Raw genomic sequence first — 20,598 nt, forward strand, 5'->3', positions numbered from 1 at the left:
TTAATATATTGCTGCTTCAATACTGTGACGCATTGCTGTAACCGTGTAATAACGTTAAGCATATTGTCAATTAATAGCCTGTCGTAACGCTTAGAGCAACCCCCGGTGTCAGGCGGCAAGCTCTTTGGCCAGTTGCAGCAGCTTGGGGTAAAACTCTTTGTCTAACTGCGCCAGCTGATCCTGCTCTACCAGTACATCATGCAGAATTTGCTCGGTGGTGAGCGGGTTAGCCAGCACCACCCGGAATACGATCGTTTCCTGGCGCTGATACCGTGCCGGAGTTAACCGCGTACGCGAGACAAAAGACTTACCCTCTTCGCGTTGGCGTTTCTGAATAAACTTTGTCAGGCCGTTTAGCAACTCGTTAAAGCGCTGCAGTTGCTCCGCGCTGGCGGTAGCCATGGCTTTTTGCACCTGTGCCGGTACGTAACGGTAGGTTAGCAAACACAGCTCGGGTTCAGTGATCAGCTCAAAATCAATATTGTGTGCAATTAAGGTGGCAAAATAACGCGCTTTTTCCAGGCTACGGTTGATCAGAATTTCATAACCATCGCGGCCAATGACCTGCAAACAGGCATGCACCAGCATCGCCATGCCGGGGCGTGAGCCTTCCAGCGTTTGGCTGCCTAAATCTTTTGAGCCTTTACGCAGGATATATTCAGCGTGGTGCTCAATAGCATGCGCAGCTGAAGGGTGCTTAAACACCACCATGCCAGCGCCCATTGGTACATACATTTGTTTGTGTGCATCTATGGTAACTGAATCAGCGCGCTCTATACCGGCCAGTAAATAACGGTATTTGTTGGATAACAAAGTCGCACCACCCCAGGCGGCATCAACATGAAAATGGCATTGATACTGCTCGGCTAAATCGGCCAACTGGTGTAATGGATCAACATTACCGGTTTCGGTAGTACCTGCCACGCCAACAATAGCCAGTACGCGGATATTAGCCGCACTGAGCTCAGCCATTTTTTCGGCCAGCAAGGCAGTATCAATTTTATTATTGGCGTCAGTTTTAACCGCGATCAGTGATTCACGGCCTATACCCAAGACATCGGCGGCTTTACCTAATGAGTAATGGCCGCGCTCAGACACCAGGATCGCCAGGCCATCATAGCCATAGTGCTTCATCGCCTTATACAAGCCTTCGCGGGCGATACCTTTAAAGTCGCCGTCAGCTTTTAGCAGGCGGTTACGCGCTATCCACAACGCTGTAATGTTGGCGATAGTACCGCCAGAGCAAAACGCTCCCAGCGAATGGTTGGCACTGTGCATCCACTTTTTATAAAAGCCATCACCTTCGCCGTACACCAGGTGATGCATCATGCCCAGCACCTGGCGCTCCATCGGCGTAAAGGCTTTGGAAGTTTCAATTTTTACCAGGTTCTGGTTCAGCCCTACCATCATTTTCGACAGCGACAATACAAAGTAAGGCAGTGCCGACGTCATATGGCCGATAAAGCTCGGCGCTGCGGTATGTACCGAGTGCGCTACCAGCTTTTGCATCAGGCTTTCGGCGTAATCCGACACAAAGTTCGGCATTTGCGGGATTTGATGGGCTTGAAAATCGCGCTCTATTTGCCACAGCGGTTTTTCTACCGCCACAATACTTTCACGCAAAAAGCCCGCCAGATTCTGCGACAGGTTTTGCTCAATAATACTCAGCGTTGAGTCTGGCGCTTCCGGCACCGTAAAGATGCGCCATAAAGCTTCTTCAGAAGCGGTTGCCTGGCGTTTACTGGATTCTGTCATGCGCTTGCTACTCTGCATACGGTTTCAGCGGTTACTAAAACAGCCGGAAAATGGCGCTCACTTTACTGCAAGCGCCGAAAAATGTCTGCAAAAAAGTGGCGGCTTAGCTTCGCAGGCCAATGCCACGGTTAATCAGGTACATGGCATAGCTAAACAGCACGACAATAAAGCCCACCACTACAGCCAGCGCCAGCCACAGGCTCACGTCAGTTACGCCCAAAAAGCCATAACGAAACGCATTAACCATATATACCACCGGGTTTAACGCCGCCACATGCTGCCAAAAACCGGGCAGTAAGGTTAACGAGTAAAACACACCGCCTAAATAAGTAAGAGGCGTCAGCACAAAGGTAGGAATAATACTGATATCGTCAAAGGTTTTTGCATACACAGCGTTAATCAGGCCGCCCAAAGAAAACAGCATCGAGGTTAGCGTAACGGTAACGATAATTACCGCCAGATTATGAATTTGAATAGTAACGAAAAACAGCGACAGAATAGTGACTATCAGCCCCACCAGCATACCACGAGCCATACCGCCGCCAACAAAACCGAGCACAATAATGTAGTTTGGTACCGGCGCTACCAGCAGCTCTTCCACATTGCGCTGAAACTTGGCACTGAAAAACGACGACGCCACATTAGCGTAAGAGTTGGTAATCACCGACATCATAATCAGGCCGGGTACAATAAACTCCATATAAGTAAAGCCGCCCATATCGCCGATGCGCGAGCCGATTAAACTGCCGAAGATAACAAAATACAGTGTCATGGTAATAGCCGGTGGCACCAGAGTTTGCACCCAAATGCGCAAAAAGCGGTTGGTTTCTTTATCCCAGATACTTTTTAACGCTACCAGATAATTGGCTTTGCTCATTTTGCACCTCCGCGGCCGTTTTCTACCAGCGACACAAACAACTCCTCCAGCCGGTTGGCTTTATTACGCATTGATAACACTTTAATATTCTGGGTGCTAAGCTGGGCAAAAATGGTATTTAAGCCCTGTGCTTTTTCTACATCAACTTCAATACTGTTGCCATCCAGCGAGCGCCAGTTAACACCTTCCAGTTGAATTGCTGCCGGCATCGTCGCCAGATCCAGCACGAAGGTTTCCCGCGTCAGTTTAGCCAGCAAGGCTTTCATAGTGGTATTTTCTATTATCTGCCCTTTGTCGATAATGGCGATATTGCGACACAAGGTTTCAGCTTCTTCCAGATAATGGGTAGTTAGAATGATCGTAACGCCCTGCTGGTTAATTTTGCGCAAAAACTCCCACATTGAGCGGCGCAATTCGATATCGACACCCGCTGTCGGTTCATCCAGAATCAGCAGTTTTGGCTCATGCATTAAAGCGCGGGCTATCATTAAACGCCGTTTCATACCGCCGGATAATTCGCGGGCGCGTGCTGTGCGTTTTTCCCACAAACCCAACTGGCCGAGGTATTTCTCAGCACGTTCAAGCGCCAGCTTTTTTGGCACACCGTAATAACCGGCCTGATTCACCACTATCTGCAATACGGTTTCAAACTGGTTAAAGTTAAATTCCTGCGGCACTAAACCAAGCTGGCTTTTTGCCGCTTCAAGCTGGGTATCAATATCGTAATCAAATACTTTAACGCTGCCGTGCGACTTATTTACCAATGAACTGATAATACCAATAGTGGTACTTTTGCCGGCGCCGTTCGGGCCTAACAGTGCAAAAAAGTCGCCTTGTTTTACCTGTAAGTCGATACCGCTTAATGCCACAGTACCGCTTTTATAAACTTTATGCAGCTCTTTAATATCTAACGCTAAACTCAATGCTGTTCTCCTGCTTTTGTCGCATCACCACTGTAGCCCCACCGGTTAAGCAACTGATGTGGCAATTTAAGATGGTCTAAAATGCGCGCTACCATAAAATCGACTAAATCACTGATCTGCTTCGGCTGATGATAAAAGCCCGGCGCCGCAGGCATAATAGTCACGCCCAAACGCGCCAGCTTAAGTAAGTTTTCCAGGTGAATGGCACTAAGCGGGCTTTCACGCGGCACTAAGATCAGCTGGCCGCCTTCTTTGATCACTACATCCGCGGCGCGCTCGATCAGGTTATCGCTGGCACCGGTGGCAATGGCTGATACGGTACCGGTAGAACAGGGGCAAATCACCATTTGCTGCGGTGCAGCCGAGCCCGATGCCACCGGTGAGAACCAGTCATCTTTGCCGTACACTTTAAGCAAACCAGCATCACAGGCAAAATGCTGCTGCAGCATCTGGCCGCATTTGTCCGGTGCGGCCGGCAGTTTAATATCATGCTCGGTGGCAAATACTACCCGCGCTGCGCTTGATACCAGCAAGTGTACTTTAACGCCCTGTGCCAGTAATAACTCAAGTAAACGCCAACCATAAGGTGCGCCCGAAGCACCGCTAAAAGCCAGTGTGATCTCTTTTGCAGTTGTCATTAGCCTTCCCATTTGCGTTTTAGTGCGCTAATCAGCTTATCGTGAATGCCACCAAAACCGCCGTTACTCATAATTACAATACTGTCGCCCTGCTCTGCCTGCTCAGATAACAGACTGACCAAAGCATCAATGTCTTGCGTTAATGTTGCTTTGGGTGTCAGCGCGCGGGTTAAGGCATCCAGCGACCAGTTAGCGTTGGCCGGTTCATATAAAAAAATCAGATCAGCCAGTGCCAGCGACAAGGGCAGCGCCGCCTGATGCACGCCCATACGCATGGTATTAGAGCGTGGCTCCAGTACGGCCAGCAGCCGGTTTTGGCCTACTTTATTACGAATGCCCTGCAAGGTGGTGCTGATAGCAGTAGGATGATGAGCAAAATCGTCATATACCTTAATACCAGCCACATCGGCTTTTAGCTCCATCCGCCGTTTCGGGGCAACAAAGCGCGTTAAAGCTTCCAGTGCCACGTCAACCGGTACGCCGGCATGACGTGCTGCAGCAATAGCCATTACTGCGTTATCAACATTATGCTGGCCACTGAGTTGCCAGTTTAGCTCACCGAGCGGTTTGCCCTGATAATATAAGGCAAAGTGGCTGCCATCATTGCTAATCAGCTCTGCGCGCCAGTCAGTACCATAACTTTGCCGCTCACTCCAGCAGCCCATATCCAGCGTTTGTTTAACGGCTGGTGTATCTTCCGGCGACAGCACCAAACCATTAGCCGGCACCATGCGCAGCAAATGATGGAACTGGCGCTGAATGGCTGCTAAGTCAGGAAAAATATCGGCGTGATCATATTCCAGGTTATTAATCACCACAGTGCGTGGCCGGTAATGCACAAACTTAGATCGTTTATCAAAAAAAGCCGTGTCGTACTCATCGGCTTCAATAACAAAAAACGGCGACTCGCCTAAGCGGGCCGAGCAATCAAAGTTCTGCGGGATACCGCCGATTAAAAAGCCCGGTTTTAACCCGGCACACTCTAAAATCCAGGCCAGCATAGTGCTGGTAGTAGTTTTACCATGGGTACCGGATACAGCCAGCACCCAGCGGTCAAATAGCACCTGTTCTGCCAGCCACTGCGGGCCTGAGGTATAGCGTAAATTCGTATTTAATACATACTCTACCGCCGGGTTACCACGCGACAAGGCATTGCCGATAATTACCATATCCGGCGCTGGCTCCAGCTGTGCCGGGTCCCAGCCCTGGGTTAATTCAATGCCCAGTTGCTGCAGTTGGGTACTCATTGGCGGGTAGACGTTAGCATCAGAGCCAGTCACTTTGTGGCCCATTGCTTTGGCAATAGCAGCAATACCGCCCATAAAGGTGCCACAAATACCGAGAATATGAATATGCATAAGTTATCCTGAAAATTAACCGCAGCCATTGTAGCAAATGCGGACGCGGCACAGCCGAAAATAGAATTTGGGGTGCAACACCTGCAATTTGCACAGAAATTCTTTAAAATACGCCAGCCTCTATCGCATTAGCAAAAATAATTACTGAGAAGGAACCACCAGCATGCGCCGCATCTCGCCAGTATTGCAACAGGACGGAGTCGACAGCGACCTGATTTCACTGATTAAAACCATACTGGCAGCCTGCCGGGAAATATCCTTCCGCGTAAGTCAAGGCGAACTGGCTGGGGTATTAGGTTCTACCCTGGGGGAGAATATTCAAGGGGAAACACAGAAAAAACTCGACATTATTGCCAATGAATTACTAAAAGAAGTGATTCTGGAAACCGGCGTAGTAAAAGCCATTAGTTCAGAAGAGGAAGATAACACCGTAGCCGGTAATCCAAATGGTAAGTACTTAGTTACCTTCGACCCGCTGGATGGCTCATCTAACACTGATATCAACAGTTTAATTGGCACTATTTTTTCTGTTTTACCAGCGCAAGCCGATAAGGCCGCCGATGATGCCAGTCAGTTTTTACAGCCCGGCACAGCACAAGTTGCGGCAGGTTATGTGCTGTATGGCCCGTCTACCATGTTGGCCTTAACCACCGGCAAAGGTACACGGATTTATACACTAGACAAAACCTATGGCGGCTTTCTGCTTACCGAAGAGCAGGCTGCTATTCCGAAATACACCGCCGAGTTTGCCATTAACATGTCCAACCAGCGCTACTGGCAGCCGGCCATGCAGGCCTATATCGCTGATCTGCTTAAAGGCAAAGAGGGCCCGCGTGGTAAGAACTACAATATGCGCTGGATAGCCGCCATGGTAGGTGATGTGCACCGCGTATTATGCCGCGGCGGTATTTTTGCTTACCCGCGTGACACCAAAGATGCCAACAAGCCGGATAAACTGCGGCTAATGTATGAAGCTAACCCAATGAGTTTTTTGGTAGAACAGGCCGGTGGTGCAAGTTCTACCGGTTATGAGCGGATTATGGACATAGTGCCTGCCGATATTCACCAGCGTGTTGCGGTGATACTCGGCTCAAAACATGAAGTGGAAAGCTGCATTGCCTATCATCAGCGATAGCCATTTTTATTGCCGGCGCTATAATAAGTGCCACTTTTAACCAAGCTTTTTATCATTTAAGGACCAGGCCATGAGCTTAAGCGATGTTGCAGCAGGTAAAAACCTGCCAGAAGAAATTAACGTTATTATTGAAATTCCGGCCAATGCCGATCCAATCAAATACGAAGTTGATAAAGACACCGGTACTGTGTGGGTAGACCGCTTTATGGCCACGCCAATGTTTTATCCGTGCAACTACGGCTTTGTAAACCAAACCTTGTCACTGGATGGTGATCCGGTAGACGTATTAGTACCAACGCCCTACCCGCTGGTACCCGGCGCAGTAATTAAATGCCGCCCGGTGGGCGTATTGTTTATGTCAGATGAGTCTGGTGAAGATGCCAAAGTTATCGCCGTGCCGGTAAGCAAGCTAACCAAGCTGTATGACCATATTAAAGACATCAACGACGTTGATGAGTTGCTGAAAAAGCAAATCCAGCACTTCTTTGAGCGCTACAAAGAATTAGAAGCCGGTAAGTGGGTTAAAGTAAACGGCTGGGGCGATGCAGCTGCCGCCAAAGCTGAAATCGTTAGCTCGTTTGAACGGGCGAAGAAATAACGCTCTGCTTTTTGTAGTCAAGCCCGACACCGTTCGGGCTTTTTCATAGCTTGTACCCGACAAACATAACCACAAGCATTTGCTTAAATAAAGCACTATACTGCGCGTAAATCTATTCTAATAATAATTAACAAATTTACAGAGGCCTGCAGTATGGATGTGTTACGACGCCTGTCTATATCAAAGAAAATCTACCTGATACCTTTTATCGGCACCCTGAGTTTTATCATTTACCTTATTCTTGCCAGCAACACTGCGCTGAACAACGTTAAAACACTGGAGCAAACCCGTGATGTACAGTTCCCGGTATTGCAATCGGCTCAAAGCTCGCTGGTATTGCTGGAACGGATAAAAGACTCGCTGGCCAGTGCAGTAACCACAGGCGATGAGGAAGCGCTGGCCGCTGCTGCGGGGTTTAGCCGCCAGCTGACTCAGGGCTTAAATGACATTTCCCGGCTAAACCGTGACTATGCCCGTGATGTCAGCAATATTCAGCAAAGCTACGACGCTTATTATCAGGTAGCTTATAAAGTGTCGCAGGAAATGATTAATAACACTGCCGATTTCAGTACTTTGGCCCAGCGCTCAGAAAAAATGAATGCCGATTATGACACCACTGCCCTGCTGCTAAGCCAGTTCCGTGATGTGCGGCTACAGGAATTCACCTCAGCAATTGACGACGCCAGTGAACAGGCCGGTACCCTTATCACCGTTGGTATTATTATGGGCGTGATTACCACGCTGGTGCTGTTTGGCACTGCGTTTCCGGTTGCACGTGGTATTCAAAGCAGCCTGGGCAATATGATTAACTCGTTACAGGATTTGGCCAAAGAAAACGGCGATTTAACTGCCCGCATTAATACCAATAGCAAAGACGAGCTGGGCGACCTGGCATATTGGTTTAATACCTTTATGCAAAAGCTGCAGCACGTAGTAAAAGACATTGTTAATACTGCTGTACCGCTGTCAGCACTGGCAAAAGACTTACACGAACTCACCGACGATACTAATAAAACTATAGCGCAGCAACGTAAGGCGGCTAATCAGGCCAAACATGCTGTAGATGATATGAGTGCCAGCGTAGTGGCTGAAGTTAGCAGTGCTAACGAGGCAGCAACTGCGGCCAATCAATCCAGCGAAGCAGCAGATCAGGGGCAGCACACCGTAATTGCAACAGTACAGAACATTCAGCAGTTGGCGGGCAATGTACAGGATGCTTCTGATGTGATTACCCAACTGGAGAAAGATGCCAATCAGGTAGGCACTGTACTAAGTGTGATTAAAGGTATTGCAGAACAAACTAACCTATTGGCACTAAATGCGGCTATTGAAGCGGCACGGGCAGGTGAACAGGGCCGGGGTTTTGCGGTGGTAGCCGATGAAGTTCGTACGCTGGCATCACGCACGCAAAAATCGACCGAAGAAATTCAGCGTACCATCGAACAATTGCAAACAGCAGCGCGGCTGGCAGTGCAGAAAATGCAGCAGAGTACCTCGCAGGCAGAGCATAGTGTGCAATCGGCCAATAAAGCCGGTGACGCTTTGCAACTGATCACTAAAAGCATTGCGCAAATACGGCTGATGAACCAGCAAATTGCCGATGCTACGGATGATCAACAAAAAATGGCCACTGATATCGTTGGCCATGTAGACGCTATTTTCAAAAATACAGAGCATAGCTCAGAAAGTGCCGGTCATATTGCTAAAGCCAGCAGTGAGCTGGCGTCGCTGGCACAGAATCTGGAAAGCATTACCAAATTATTCAGAGTGTAAAAGTTGCCTGACCACAAGCCCGGAACACTCCGGCTTGTGGTTAGCTATCAGCTCTTTTGCTGTTGCAAAAAAGCCAGTAACTCTGCTGGCGGCATAGGCCTGGCATACATAAAGCCCTGCACTTCGTCACAGCCCATAGCTACAATAACCTGCTCTTGTGCCTGAGTTTCCACGCCTTCAGCAATAGTGGCTAAATTCAGCCTTTTACCCAGGTTAATAATGGTTTCAGCTATTACTTCACCTGCTGGCTTATCAATATCACGAATAAAAGCACGATCTACTTTTATCCGATCCAATGGCAGTTGCTGCAGATAATTCAGGGATGAAAAACCAATACCAAAGTCATCTATCGCCACCTTGATACCAAAATTCTTCAGTTTTTGCAGTGCGTCTATCACTATCTTCGGCTCGTCCATCACTACCGACTCGGTAATTTCCAGTTCAAGCAACTGCGGATCTATTTGTTGTGCTGTAACACAATCAATAACCGACTGCACAAAACCGTGGCTTCTGAACTGTGGCATCGACACATTAACAGCAATACGCAAGCCAGTGTAGCCTTGCTTTTGCAACTGCTTAATCTGCAGACAAGCCTGATCCATTACCCAGTAACCTATTTCCACAATCAGGCCGGAATACTCTGCCAGCGGAATAAACACCGCAGGTGAAATAAACTGCCCGTTTGGTTGCGGCCAGCGTAACAACGCCTCCATTCCCACCACCTGTTTTGTGGTTAAAGAAACCTGAGGCTGATACCACAGCTGCAATTTATCGTTGGCAAAGTCCTGACGTAACATACGTAGTAACGCCAGCCGTTCAGCCATTTCATCCTCCATCTCTGCCTGATAATACTGAAAATTCTGGCCGAGATGCTTTTTGGCTTTATTCAGCGCAATGTAGACGTGCTTAAGGATTGTCAGCCCCTGTTCGGCGGTGTCTGTTAAGTGGCAAAAACCAAAGGTGGCACTGATTTGCAACGAATGCTCTGATGCTTTAAACGGCTCGTCAAATACTGCCTGTAAACGCTCTGGCGTCAGCTCTGTGTCTGGCCCCACCAGACCAAATACGTCAGCGCCAATACGGCCCAGCTGGGCGTATGTACCAAACTCCTCAATTAATCTGAACGTGACTGCGATCAGTAGCTCATTACCAACGTCCTGGCCTAAGCCATCGTTAACATCAGAGAAGTGATCAATATCAATTAATACCGCAACATTGTGCTCGGCCTCATAGCGACGGGTATCCTGCAAAATCTGGATAAACTCGTTGCGGTTTGGCGTTTTGGTAAGTGGATCTATATAGGCTGCATGCTTAAGCTGCTGAAACAAAGTAACATTTTCGTAGCCAATAGAAATATTACTTAAAAATACTTCTATCAGTTGGCGATCGAAATTCTCTATCGGCCGGTTAGTTTCAATATATACCGCAGCGCTGTGGATTTCGTTGCCTAAATACAACACTGTTTCCTGATCGGTAAAAATATGTTCATGTGTACGTAAGCAATTCGTAATTTGCTGCACAATACGGGGGTTGTCCAGCTGTCGAGCTGACATTTAATGTAAGGAGCGTAGTTACCGGCTGCTCCCAGTACATAAATTGTTTCGCTGGCACTGCCGTCATCTTCTATCTGGGCACACAGCACCCCTTCGGCATGCAAACCAATTAATGAAGATATCTGTGTAACAACACCTTCGGAGAACTCATGTAATGAGTGCTGCTCCAGCAGATTTGCTCCGGCATTGATAATTTTTTGCAAACCCAGCCGGTTCTGATTAATAGTACGGATCTGCTGATAAGAACGCAGAGAAGAAATGATCGATGTAACCAGTTTACTACGGGTCAGTTCCGTTTTGGTTTTATAATCATTGATATCATATTCTTTTATAACACTTTCTTCTGGCGCATAGCCTGGCTGCCCGGTGCGTAACACAATACGGATCTCATCCATGCCAAGCTCGTCACGGATTTGTTTCACAACCTTAAGACCGGCGTCATCCGATTCCATCACCACATCAAGCAGCACAAGTGCCACATCAGGGTATCGAGTTAAAAAAGCAATGGCCTCTTTACCAGAATATGCATGATGAAATTTCAGTTGCTTACCTAAAACCGTAAGATCACTCAGTGCCAGCTTGGTCACTGTGTGGATCTCTTCATCATCATCAACAATCAACAGGTGCCACTCACCCAATGTGTGCTCCTGCTCCTGCACCGGCTCCGGTTCGTCTTCTGCTAAAAACAGAAAATCTTCATCTGTTTCTTTTGGCACCATTATTCAGCCTTATTTAATGATTCCATTTAAATATACATGTTTAATCTGTTAAATAGTAAGGTATAACAGATTTTATTTTACACAAATAACATAGCTTTACTTGCCGCACATTGCAGCAGATGCCAAGATAACTTATGTTCCACTTTCGGCTGCCAGGCTGTTGTTATGGTTAAAATTAGTGCATTAAACAGCCAACAGCGTTTGCTGCAATTGGCTAAATCTCAGCTGGGTAGCATAAACAGTGTCAGCCCGGTCACTGAAAGCGAGCCCTCTGAACAACAAGGTAACTTTAGCGATAAACATCATCTTCTGGCGGCCCGCTCCGGTGCGGCAAGTTCAGCCGCGCTGACTTTAGCGCAACGGGCAGAGCGCAGGCTACAAATGCAGCGGGAGCGGCAACAGTATAATCTTGAAAGTATTATGACTCTGGCACTGGAGTACTGCACCGATCAGGTTTCAACTCAGGATGTTGATCCAGACTGGTTCCAACAATTCTGTGAACTGGTGCTGGAGATCTCGAATAAAAGCATGCAACAGCTATGGGCTAAAATTCTGGCCGGAGAAATCGCCAGCCCGGGGAGGTTTTCGCTAAAAACCCTGCATACGCTAAAACGTATGAGCTACAAAGAAGCTCTGGCATTGCAGCAGGCAGTAAATCTGAGTTGTAAAACCCGGCAGGATCCCAGTGCCAGAATTTACTTTGGTTATATCCGTAAACCCTCACTGTGGCGTGTACTGACAGGAAAAAGCCGTGCTGTACTTAACCTGAACCAGTTTGGCTTATCTTACCCGCAAATACTCAGCCTGATAGACATCGGCCTGTTGCACAGCTCCGAAATTGAAAGTGGTGAATTACCAACAGGCCAGGTGCTTAACTGGCAATACCAGCAATTACACCTCAATGGCACTATCAACGGTAAGGGTGTAGTACTGCAGTATTACAAATATACCGCCAGCGGTGCGGAGCTGCTGCCATTACTTAGCAGCCAGCCGAATCAGGCTTATATCAGTGCGTTAAAACAGTTACTGACCGGCATTATCAGTTTTAACTGACGAGCACCAGTGCAATATTTGCTGCAGTTTGTTTACCTCCAATGGTTTAAAAATCACATCATTCATACCCGCAGCTTTAAAACTGGCCACTTCATCAGCCAGAGCATGAGCGGTAAATGCCAGTATCGGCGTTAGCTGGTATGCCTGCATTTGCCGCAATTGTCTGGCAACCTCAGTGCCATGCAGATCTGGCAGCTGAATGTCTAATAAGATCACATCAAATTGCTGTAAAGCGCATAACTGCAGCGCTTGTTGCGCACAATTTGCAGTGGTCAGTTCCAGTGGCTGCAATTTCAGCAGCATCTGAATAAATGCCAGATTAGTTGGGTTATCATCAACCACTAAAAGCTTTGGTAGTTTAGCTGTATCAGCTGTTTCTAACTGCTGCAATTCTGCCAGGCAAAACGGCTCTGCTGCTATTACGACACCCAATGCCTCACGCCACATCTGAATACAATCGGCCTCAGCGTAACATAACACTTTGGTTTTCTCTTTCAGCGTTTGGATCAGCTCAAGCCATACTGCCAGCTCGGTAGGTTCCGGTAAGAAAATTAACGCCGCATCATAATGATACTGTTTAGCTTTACGTTGTAGCTCAGCCAAATCAGAAGACTGCGCCACATTAGCAACCAAACTGCCCAGCGCTGCTTTGCGCTCGGATAACCGGGGTAGCTGCTGCTCGAATAGCAACAGATGATTTAACCGCTTAACCTGCACCGGCTGACAATCCGCAACAGAGATGCGCACCGAAACAGTGCTGCCAAGCCCGTCGAGGGATTGCACTTCAATACCAGCATTAAGTTTAGTGGCTATCAGCGTAACAATCTGGCTATCAATGTCCTGCCAGTCTGTACTGTGCAGGCCTGGGTTAACTAACTGCTGCTTAACAGAGGCCAACAAGCCGTCGCCATTGCCTGTTACACTGAGCAATAAACTGCCTGTAGTGCCGGTAACACTAAGCTGCATATTCAGCGTCAGCTCTGTGATCCCATCAGAATGGCTGCTTACGCGTAACAAAGCTGTCAGCAGCGTTGTTAGTAAACTCTCAGGTAATGCCAGTTGATACACCGCATTGGCTGCAGCCTCATTTAGCTGTAAAGTCAGATTTTGCGTAACCAGTATATTGCGGTAATGCGGCAGTTGCCGGGCAACATATTCAGTTAATACCAGCGGTTTCAGTGGTTCAGGCTCGCTTGCCAGTGTTAACTCTGCCAGCGTTAACTGGCTGCGAAGTACCTGCTGCAGCAGTTTGTCCGGTATGGCTGCCTGCTGTTGCGTCAGTTGCCTTAGCTGTAAAATCTGTTGCTGCTGTTGTTGTTTGCTCTGTTCATATAACCTTTGTAACTGTGCAGATTGCTGTTTCTCGCTGACAAGCAATTGGTTTAATTCGGTTATCTGCTGTTTAAGCTGGTTTTTTTCTGTGTCCTCACGGGAACGGTTGTTTAGTTGTTGGCCGGCAAGTTCGTTCAGTGCTAATTTTAATGGCGCCAACTCTGATACCAGCTCTTCATCTAACCGGCTGTTTAACTGGCCCTGCTTTAACTGACTGAGTTTATGCACCAGCAAACTGATATCGGTTTGCTGGCGCTGTGATACCCGGCCAATAGCGCTATGCATTACCAGTATGGCTCCCCAGCCTAACATGGCCACTACCAGCACTGGCACTAACCAGACACTGTAGTTACCCGGCGCATCAAGCTGTACCACAACATAGTAATTATCGTTCTGTCCTGCCATAACGTCGTCATAGCCGCTGCTGGCTGCAGACGACGACATTGGTTGTACCGCAATTAATGTACCGGCCTCATGCACTAAATGAAACTCATGTTGCATTTGCTCAGGCTGGAACCGGGGTAGCAAGGCAGCTTTATCTGTACCACTTATTAACCTGCCGGTATCGCTGTACACGGCAATAGCACTAACAGGCAGCACACTGGCGTACCGTAAATGATTCAGCTGGGCTTTGAGTAGATCAGGATTTTTGTTGGCAAGCAAAGGCCGGATACTAAATTGCAGACTAGAGGTATATTGCTGCACCTGTGCACGCTGCATAATTTTGCTTTCGTAGTGGTACCACAACGCCGTAAATAACAGCATCAGGCTAAGTGCAATAAGCCAGGGCAGAGTTAACTGTCTGAAGTAATTTGTCAAAACTTAGCCTACCCGGACAATGCGTGAAATAACTATAAAACGATTTACCAGACCCCACAAGGCAAGCCTGGTAAATGCCGGCCAACTGCGGCAGCCAGCATGTATCACTGTGTTTAAAAATGCAGTTCTACACCGGCAAAGATACCTTTAAAGTCGAGATCGGCATGTAAATTGTCAACATCATCCAGCCGCAGGTTCATGGCTCTGTATCCCAGTTTCAGCCGCATATTCACCGCCAGATTATCCAGCACGGCATAAGCTACACCAGCCTGAACATCATAGATACGATTGCTGTCCAGCGACACATAACTCCCCTGGGTAAACACATCCAGCCCGGTCAGCGGTAAGCCAACCTTAGCAGACGCATACAACATAGGAATAAGCTGTGATGCCCGTTGCGACGCCGCCATGCCGTTCGCATCAGTTTCAGCAACAGCAACGGTACCATTAATGTATTTACCGTTTATGCCCAGATCCAGGCTGATCAGATCATTATCCAGAATTTCGTAGTACAACACATAGTCAGTGTTAGTCAGCTCGGTTTGGTTTTGTAGCTCAGTGCCCGCAGCAAAGGTGGTACCGGCAAAGCTGAAACCGGTACTCAGACTGGTTGAGCCTGAAGACTCTAACTGGTTATGCTGCAGCCGGATATTCGGGATAAAAGGTAACGGATGTTCCAGCGCAACATAGTAAGATTTCTGCGTTTTGTCAGAGAAATTAAAACTTTGTAACTGGCTGCTATTAGCAAAGCCACCATCTGCAGAAGTGCGCCAGCCGTCTGCGCCAATGTATAGCCCAAGCAGCGTATCTGCCTGTACAGGTACGGTAAATAAGAAGCCGCTAACAGATAAGATTAATGCGGTTTTTTTCATGCTGTAACTACCCTTGTGATAACAATTCAGAGAGATCAATTAACGCGGCATTAGCGCGGGAGATATAATTTGCCATGACCAGACTGTGGTTTGCCATCAAGCCGAAACCACTACCGTTGAGCACCATAGGGCTCCATATTGGCTGTTGTGTTGCTTCAAGTTCACGGATAATTTGCCGTAAACTGATCATGGCATTTTTACGTTGTAATACGTCATTAAAATCAGTTTCTATGGCTTTTAGAAAATGCAGTAAAGCCCAGGCAGCGCCACGGGCTTCGTAAAACTCATCATCTATTTTCCACCAGCTGGTTTTGATATTCCGCTGCGCCGGCGTTTCTGTTGACTGGCGTGCAGACGCATCTCCGGCCAGATCAGTGTTAATGCGTTCCTGCCCCACGCTGGCGCTTAAACGCTGTGAGTAACTGCCAAGCCGCTTTTCTACCGCTTTTAACCAATCACGCAGATTATCCGCGCGGGCGTAAAACTGGCTGTCTGGTTTGGCGGGATCTAACAGCTCAGCACGATACAAATATAGTTGCTCTATCGCCTTGGCATACTCGGCTTCAGCACTGGGGATTGCCCAGCTTTTGTGATCAATATTAAAACGCGGCTGGGCTACTTTCAGAAATACATTTTCTGTTGACTGTGACTGAGAGCGGCTAAATTCTTTGCGCAAGGCCAATGCCAGATCGCGTGACATCTCCAGCACACCTAACTCCCAGGCGGGCATATTATCAAGCAGGCTGAACGGCGGCATAATATCATTTGCCAGATAACCACCGCTTTTATACAGCAAAGTTTCACTGACACGGATTAACGCAGTAGTGGTGCTATAACCGGTTATAGCGTCATCCCCTAACTTGCGCTGCTCTTGTTTAATTTCTGCTATCAGCATGGCAGGTTCGCGGCTTACCCACCAGGCAGTACCATACATAAGCAGCAGTATTGCTAATACTGCTGTACTGATTAGTTTAGTATTAACCATAAAGCTGCCCTCAGCGTTTAGGTGTGGCAACTACCGGCACCGTCAACATCAGCTGCTGCCCGTCAGCAAACTCTAAAGTTAGCGGTATTTGCTGGCCAATTTCCAGTGTGTCTGTAGGTTCAAACAACATCAAGTGCAAACCACCCGGTTCAAATGCAACGCTGCCACCGGCATCAATATTAATTTCACTGATTTGTTCCATGCGCATCATACCGTCTTTATGGGTATGCTGATGTAACTCAACCCGCGCAAACTGGCTGCTGCTGGCTGCAACAAGTTTAGCCGCTTCTGCAGAACGATTATATAACGTCAGATAACCTGCTGTTACCGTGCGCCCCGGCATCGGCTGACGGATCTGGCTATCTTCGACACTGAATACAGGATCAGCCTTGGCAAACATAGCGCAGCTTAACATCAACATAGCAGCAAAAAACCATCGCATCTTGTTTCTCCTTTATAGTCACGGCCTTATCTTACACCAGTTTCAACCAGTTAACAGCCCGTAACTTACCAGGAACAGTGTCAACGGTTTGGTAGCACCACCGCTGCGACCAGATAGGCCAGTATTGCGGCAACGGGAAACATTACTAATAATATCACCGCCAGCAGGCGGATCAGCCAGCGTGGTTGCTGATAATAACCGGCAAAACCTGCACAAACGCCAGCAATTTTGCGATAGGCCCGGGCACAATACCAACGATCAGTGTCATAAGTTGCCATTTGTCTGTACTCCATCAAGGTGTTTTTTATTTATCTGACTCAGCTGTGCTAACAGCAGTAAAGCCACAAAAACAGCAAAAGCGCTCAGTTCTATTGTTACCCAACTCATATCTGCATTCCTTTTCTGCAACTTGTCTGTTTGCTACAACATGCCTGACGCTTTGTGCCCCAAACCAAACAGTGGCATCAGCCAATGCCACAGCAGCACAACAGGAATGATGCTTAGCACCGGGCTGAGAAACAGCAGCAGTAACCAACCGGATGACAGCAACATAACTTACTCTGCTACCACTGCAGCGGTGTGCACTGCCTGATATGCCAGTAATGCCGTTGCAGCGTCCTGTTCAGCGGTTTGCCGGGCCAGCAGCTCCAGCGCAGTTTTATGCAGTGCAATTCTGGCCTGTTGCTGATTGAGGCTATGCAGCTCCTGCAATTGCTGTTGGGCCGCACCACGAATTTGATCCGTCAATTCATCAGCCATTGCATTGTTAGCCAGCAAAGCTCCGGCAAAAGCTGCAGTTAAAGTTAAAGCAGTCAGTGTGTTCATTATCGTCTCCTTGAAAGTGGTTAGTCTGTACTACACAACCGGTATTTCAAGTGCTATGCCAAGTCAGCGAAATAGCATAACTAACTGATATTGATACATAAAATAATAAAGGCGGGTAACCTTCGTTATACCCGCCTTTTATTGAAAACCAAAAAATGGTGAAATTAACTAATCAGGTGGTTAAATCTGCTACAGGTGCTACTTTTGCCAGTGCCTGCAGCATTAGCTCTGGTGTGGCATCAGCAAAATGGCCCCGCTCGCTTAACAAACGCCGCCATTGTCTGGCACCCGGCATACCCTGAAATAGCCCCAGCATATGGCGGGCAATATGCCAAAACCGCGCGCCCTGCTGCATTTGCCGCTCAATATAAGGCAGCATATCCAGCACCACCTGATGCGGGCTGCGGCTGTAACCGGCTTTACCATATATCAGCCCATCAACACTGCTTAGCAACATAGGGTTTGAATACGCTTCGCGCCCCACCATTACGCCATCCAGGTACTGCAACTGTGCTTTGGCTTGCTCAAGTGTTTTAACACCGCCATTGATGCTGATATTAAGCTGCTCAAATTCGCGCTTTAACTGGTATACCCGCTCGTAATTCAGTGGTGGCACTTCACGGTTTTCTTTCGGGCTTAAGCCTTTAAGCCAGGCTTTGCGGGCGTGGATAATCAATTGCTGGCAACCGGCATCGGCTACTGTTGCGACAAAATCCTGCAAAAACTGATAATCGTCGGAATCGTCAATACCAATGCGGGTTTTCACTGTTACCGGAATGCTGACCACATCCTGCATTGCTTTAACACAGTCGGCTACCAACTGAGGCTGTGCCATCAGGCAGGCACCAAACATGCCGTTTTGCACCCGATCAGACGGGCAGCCAACATTAATATTTACTGCATCATAGCCGCGCTGCTCTGCCAGCTTAGCGCAGTGCGCCATATCAGCCGGGTTAGAGCCGCCAAGCTGCAGCACCACAGGATGCTCTTCTTCATTAAAAGCTAAATAATCACCGCTACCATGAATAATAGCGCCGGTGGTGACCATTTCGGTGTACAGCACGGCATGCTGACTCAGCAGGCGGTGAAAGTAGCGACAATGCTTATCTGTCCAGTCCAGCATAGGGGCAATGGAAAACTTATGGTCGATAAGCATAGTCATTAGTTACTTCATATCCGGCAGGTTGCGACCGTAGAAAATTTCGCGCATTTCGCGGAACACTTTCTTGCTGATTGTCTTTTGCTCTTCCGGCGTCATTGAATCTTTGCCCATACCAAACAGGTAATTATTCAAATCGGCTTCTTTTAGCATCATCTTGGTGTGAAACAGGTTTTCCTGATACACGTTAACATCAATCATCTGGAAGGCACGTTTGGTGTCTTCGTCCATAAAGTTCTGAATAGAACTTATAGGGTGATCGATATAATGCTTGGTGCCACTGATATCGCGGGTAAAACCACGCACACGATAGTCGATAGTAACAATGTCAGATTCAAAGCTATGGATCAGGAAGTTCAGTGCTTTCAGTGGCGATATAATACCGCAGGTAGAAACCTCAATATCGGCACGGAAAGTACAGATGCCATCATGCGGGTGAATTTCCGGGTAGGTATGCACGCAAATGTGGCTTTTATCCAGGTGTGCTACTACCGCATCTGGCCGGGGGCCAGGATTCTCTGAGTTGTCCGGATCAACCAGTACCGGCTCTTCACTTACCAGTATAGTAACGCTGGCGCCTTGCGGATCATAATCCTGGCGCGCCACATTCAGAATGTTAGCACCGATAATATCAGTGACTTCAGTCAGAATATCCGTCAACCGGTCGGCATTATATTGCTCGTCGATATATTCGATGTATTCCTGCCGGTGTTGCTCAGTTTTGGCATAACAAATGTCATAAAGGCTGAAACTCAGGCTTTTTGTCAGGTTATTAAAACCGTGTAGTTTCAATTTTTCAAAAGGCTTAACCACTTAACATTGTCTCCGCTAAAAAACCGGTTACCGGTTTTGACTAATTTACTGCTGTTATTCTGCTGCTGGCGTGAACTCAGCAGCTATAACACTGAATGAATGTGTTACGGCTACACTGCCGGATAACATAATGGATACCGAACAATATTTATCTGCCGACAGCTGCACTGCCCGCTCTACCTGCTTTTCACTGAGATTAAAGCCGGTTACAACAAAATGCAGATGTAATTTGGTAAATACTTTAGGTACGGTGTCGGCGCGCTCGGCACTTAGCTTAACTTCGCAATCCAGCACCTGCTGGCGGGATTTCTTTAAAATACTGACAACATCAACAGATGAGCAGGCACCTGCGGCCATCAGTACCATCTCCATCGGGCTGGGGGCAGTGCTGTCATCTTTATTGCCGTCAAAGACCACTGCATGACCACTGCCAGAGCGGCCTATAAAGGTATTGTTGTCGTGCCATTTAACCGTTGCTTCCATCACAAACCCCAGCCAGAAAAAGAAGGCCGATATTCTACGTAAAAGCTGCTCAGGTATCTAGCACATTTGCAGTAAGGTGTGGTGTTAATCCATCAGATCGGCGATAGCCGTATCGAACAGGTTTTTGATTAACAGAGAGATTTCATTGATAAGTTCAGCCTGCTGGCGGGTGGCTTTTTTATCCAGCACACTGGCCAGTACTTCCTGAAAGTCGTACATGATGCCGTCAACTTCGCGGATAATCATGCTGCGGTGGTTCATCTCCAGCTCGGTATGCTGGGTGCAAAGCGTGATAATCTGCTCTGCGATAGACTCTTCCAGTAAGGCACCAATAGTTTTATCTGCATCACCCGAGCCGGTTTGCTCAAACAGCGACAAATGCTCTGTCAGAAACTGGATCAAATGCTCGTATCCGGGTTTATCTGTGACCATAAGCTGTTTTACACCTGACTGTTGGCAAGAGATGCATTAAGTATGCGTTATTTA

Annotated in this window: 21 protein-coding genes and 1 pseudogene; 4 read left to right on the forward strand and 18 right to left on the reverse strand. The window is 47.8% G+C overall.

Annotated elements, in window-relative coordinates:
* Window positions 1-108 precede the first annotated feature (108 nt).
* The 5 genes from panP to mpl all read right to left on the reverse strand — a co-directional run bounded on the left by panP (window position 109) and on the right by mpl (window position 5,551).
* Window positions 109-1,755 carry a pyridoxal-dependent aspartate 1-decarboxylase PanP gene (gene panP / locus J3B89_RS05840; protein WP_215396580.1) on the reverse strand — a complete coding sequence of 549 codons (1,647 nt, stop codon included), beginning with the start codon at window positions 1,753-1,755 and terminating at the stop codon, window positions 109-111.
* Window positions 1,756-1,858: 103 nt separating this feature from the next.
* Window positions 1,859-2,632, reverse strand: a complete 774-nt coding sequence (locus J3B89_RS05845; protein WP_092793290.1) for an ABC transporter permease — start codon at window positions 2,630-2,632, stop codon at window positions 1,859-1,861.
* Window positions 2,629-3,555: an ABC transporter ATP-binding protein gene (locus tag J3B89_RS05850; protein WP_215396581.1), complete on the reverse strand. Its 927-nt coding sequence runs from the start codon at window positions 3,553-3,555 to the stop codon at window positions 2,629-2,631. Before J3B89_RS05850 ends, J3B89_RS05845 begins: the two co-directional genes overlap by 4 nt.
* Window positions 3,552-4,193, reverse strand: coding sequence for a flavin prenyltransferase UbiX (locus tag J3B89_RS05855; RefSeq protein WP_215396582.1), 642 nt, complete (start codon window positions 4,191-4,193; stop codon window positions 3,552-3,554). Before J3B89_RS05855 ends, J3B89_RS05850 begins: the two co-directional genes overlap by 4 nt.
* Entirely contained in the window at window positions 4,193-5,551 is a 1,359-nt protein-coding gene (gene mpl, locus J3B89_RS05860) for a UDP-N-acetylmuramate:L-alanyl-gamma-D-glutamyl-meso-diaminopimelate ligase (RefSeq protein ID WP_215396583.1), read from the reverse strand. The genes J3B89_RS05855 and mpl overlap by 1 nt, the downstream gene beginning before the upstream one ends.
* Window positions 5,552-5,714: 163 nt before the next feature.
* On the opposite strand from mpl, the gene J3B89_RS05865 reads away from it, so the two are divergent.
* From J3B89_RS05865 to J3B89_RS05875, 3 genes are all read left to right on the forward strand, one after another.
* On the forward strand, window positions 5,715-6,686 hold the full coding sequence (locus J3B89_RS05865; RefSeq protein WP_215396584.1) for a class 1 fructose-bisphosphatase: 972 nt from the start codon (window positions 5,715-5,717) through the stop codon (window positions 6,684-6,686).
* Between the two features lie 70 nt (window positions 6,687-6,756).
* Window positions 6,757-7,284, forward strand: a complete 528-nt coding sequence (gene ppa, locus J3B89_RS05870) for an inorganic diphosphatase (RefSeq protein ID WP_215396585.1) — start codon at window positions 6,757-6,759, stop codon at window positions 7,282-7,284.
* 153 nt (window positions 7,285-7,437) lie between these two features.
* A complete protein-coding gene (locus tag J3B89_RS05875) occupies window positions 7,438-9,057 on the forward strand; it encodes a methyl-accepting chemotaxis protein (protein WP_215396586.1) in 1,620 nt (539 codons plus the stop codon).
* 47 nt (window positions 9,058-9,104) lie between these two features.
* On the opposite strand, the gene J3B89_RS21465 is transcribed toward J3B89_RS05875, so the two are convergent.
* On the reverse strand, window positions 9,105-9,893 hold the full coding sequence (locus J3B89_RS21465; protein ID WP_349814202.1) for a putative bifunctional diguanylate cyclase/phosphodiesterase: 789 nt from the start codon (window positions 9,891-9,893) through the stop codon (window positions 9,105-9,107).
* Between the two features lie 93 nt (window positions 9,894-9,986).
* Window positions 9,987-11,329: pseudogene (locus J3B89_RS21470) on the reverse strand (DUF3369 domain-containing protein); the annotation flags it as partial.
* Window positions 11,330-11,494: 165 nt separating this feature from the next.
* Between J3B89_RS21470 and J3B89_RS05885 the strand changes: the two are divergent.
* Complete coding sequence (locus tag J3B89_RS05885) at window positions 11,495-12,382, forward strand: TIGR03899 family protein (RefSeq protein WP_215396587.1); 888 nt, start codon at window positions 11,495-11,497, stop codon at window positions 12,380-12,382.
* On the opposite strand, the gene J3B89_RS05890 is transcribed toward J3B89_RS05885, so the two are convergent.
* The 11 genes from J3B89_RS05890 to J3B89_RS05935 all read right to left on the reverse strand — a co-directional run bounded on the left by J3B89_RS05890 (window position 12,353) and on the right by J3B89_RS05935 (window position 20,544).
* Window positions 12,353-14,533, reverse strand: a complete 2,181-nt coding sequence (locus tag J3B89_RS05890) for a response regulator (RefSeq protein WP_215396588.1) — start codon at window positions 14,531-14,533, stop codon at window positions 12,353-12,355. The genes J3B89_RS05885 and J3B89_RS05890 overlap by 30 nt on opposite strands.
* 113 nt (window positions 14,534-14,646) lie before the next feature.
* The gene (locus tag J3B89_RS05895; protein ID WP_215396589.1) at window positions 14,647-15,405 is read right to left on the reverse strand and encodes a TIGR04219 family outer membrane beta-barrel protein; all 759 of its coding nucleotides are present in this window, start codon (window positions 15,403-15,405) and stop codon (window positions 14,647-14,649) included.
* Between the two features lie 7 nt (window positions 15,406-15,412).
* Window positions 15,413-16,390 carry a DUF2333 family protein gene (locus tag J3B89_RS05900; protein ID WP_215396590.1) on the reverse strand — a complete coding sequence of 326 codons (978 nt, stop codon included), beginning with the start codon at window positions 16,388-16,390 and terminating at the stop codon, window positions 15,413-15,415.
* A 10-nt stretch (window positions 16,391-16,400) separates the two neighbouring features.
* A complete protein-coding gene (locus tag J3B89_RS05905) occupies window positions 16,401-16,832 on the reverse strand; it encodes a copper chaperone PCu(A)C (protein ID WP_215396591.1) in 432 nt (143 codons plus the stop codon).
* A gap of 80 nt (window positions 16,833-16,912) precedes the next feature.
* On the reverse strand, window positions 16,913-17,110 hold the full coding sequence (locus tag J3B89_RS05910; protein WP_215396592.1) for a PspC domain-containing protein: 198 nt from the start codon (window positions 17,108-17,110) through the stop codon (window positions 16,913-16,915).
* Window positions 17,111-17,252: 142 nt separating this feature from the next.
* Entirely contained in the window at window positions 17,253-17,384 is a 132-nt protein-coding gene (locus J3B89_RS21365; protein ID WP_285895593.1) for a hypothetical protein, read from the reverse strand.
* Window positions 17,385-17,387: 3 nt separating this feature from the next.
* Window positions 17,388-17,657: a hypothetical protein gene (locus J3B89_RS05915; protein WP_215396593.1), complete on the reverse strand. Its 270-nt coding sequence runs from the start codon at window positions 17,655-17,657 to the stop codon at window positions 17,388-17,390.
* Between the two features lie 172 nt (window positions 17,658-17,829).
* Window positions 17,830-18,819 (reverse strand): tRNA dihydrouridine(20/20a) synthase DusA, encoded by a 990-nt coding sequence (gene dusA / locus J3B89_RS05920; protein ID WP_215396594.1) that lies wholly within the window; start codon window positions 18,817-18,819, stop codon window positions 17,830-17,832.
* Window positions 18,820-18,822: 3 nt separating this feature from the next.
* Window positions 18,823-19,629, reverse strand: a complete 807-nt coding sequence (speD, locus tag J3B89_RS05925; RefSeq protein WP_215396595.1) for an adenosylmethionine decarboxylase — start codon at window positions 19,627-19,629, stop codon at window positions 18,823-18,825.
* A 54-nt stretch (window positions 19,630-19,683) separates the two neighbouring features.
* A complete protein-coding gene (locus J3B89_RS05930; protein WP_215396596.1) occupies window positions 19,684-20,112 on the reverse strand; it encodes an OsmC family protein in 429 nt (142 codons plus the stop codon).
* A gap of 84 nt (window positions 20,113-20,196) precedes the next feature.
* Window positions 20,197-20,544 carry a DUF3802 family protein gene (locus J3B89_RS05935; protein WP_068232778.1) on the reverse strand — a complete coding sequence of 116 codons (348 nt, stop codon included), beginning with the start codon at window positions 20,542-20,544 and terminating at the stop codon, window positions 20,197-20,199.
* Window positions 20,545-20,598: the final 54 nt, after the last annotated feature.

The organism is Rheinheimera oceanensis, assembly GCF_018831085.1.
In the GTDB taxonomy this organism is placed as follows: domain Bacteria; phylum Pseudomonadota; class Gammaproteobacteria; order Enterobacterales; family Alteromonadaceae; genus Alishewanella; species Alishewanella oceanensis.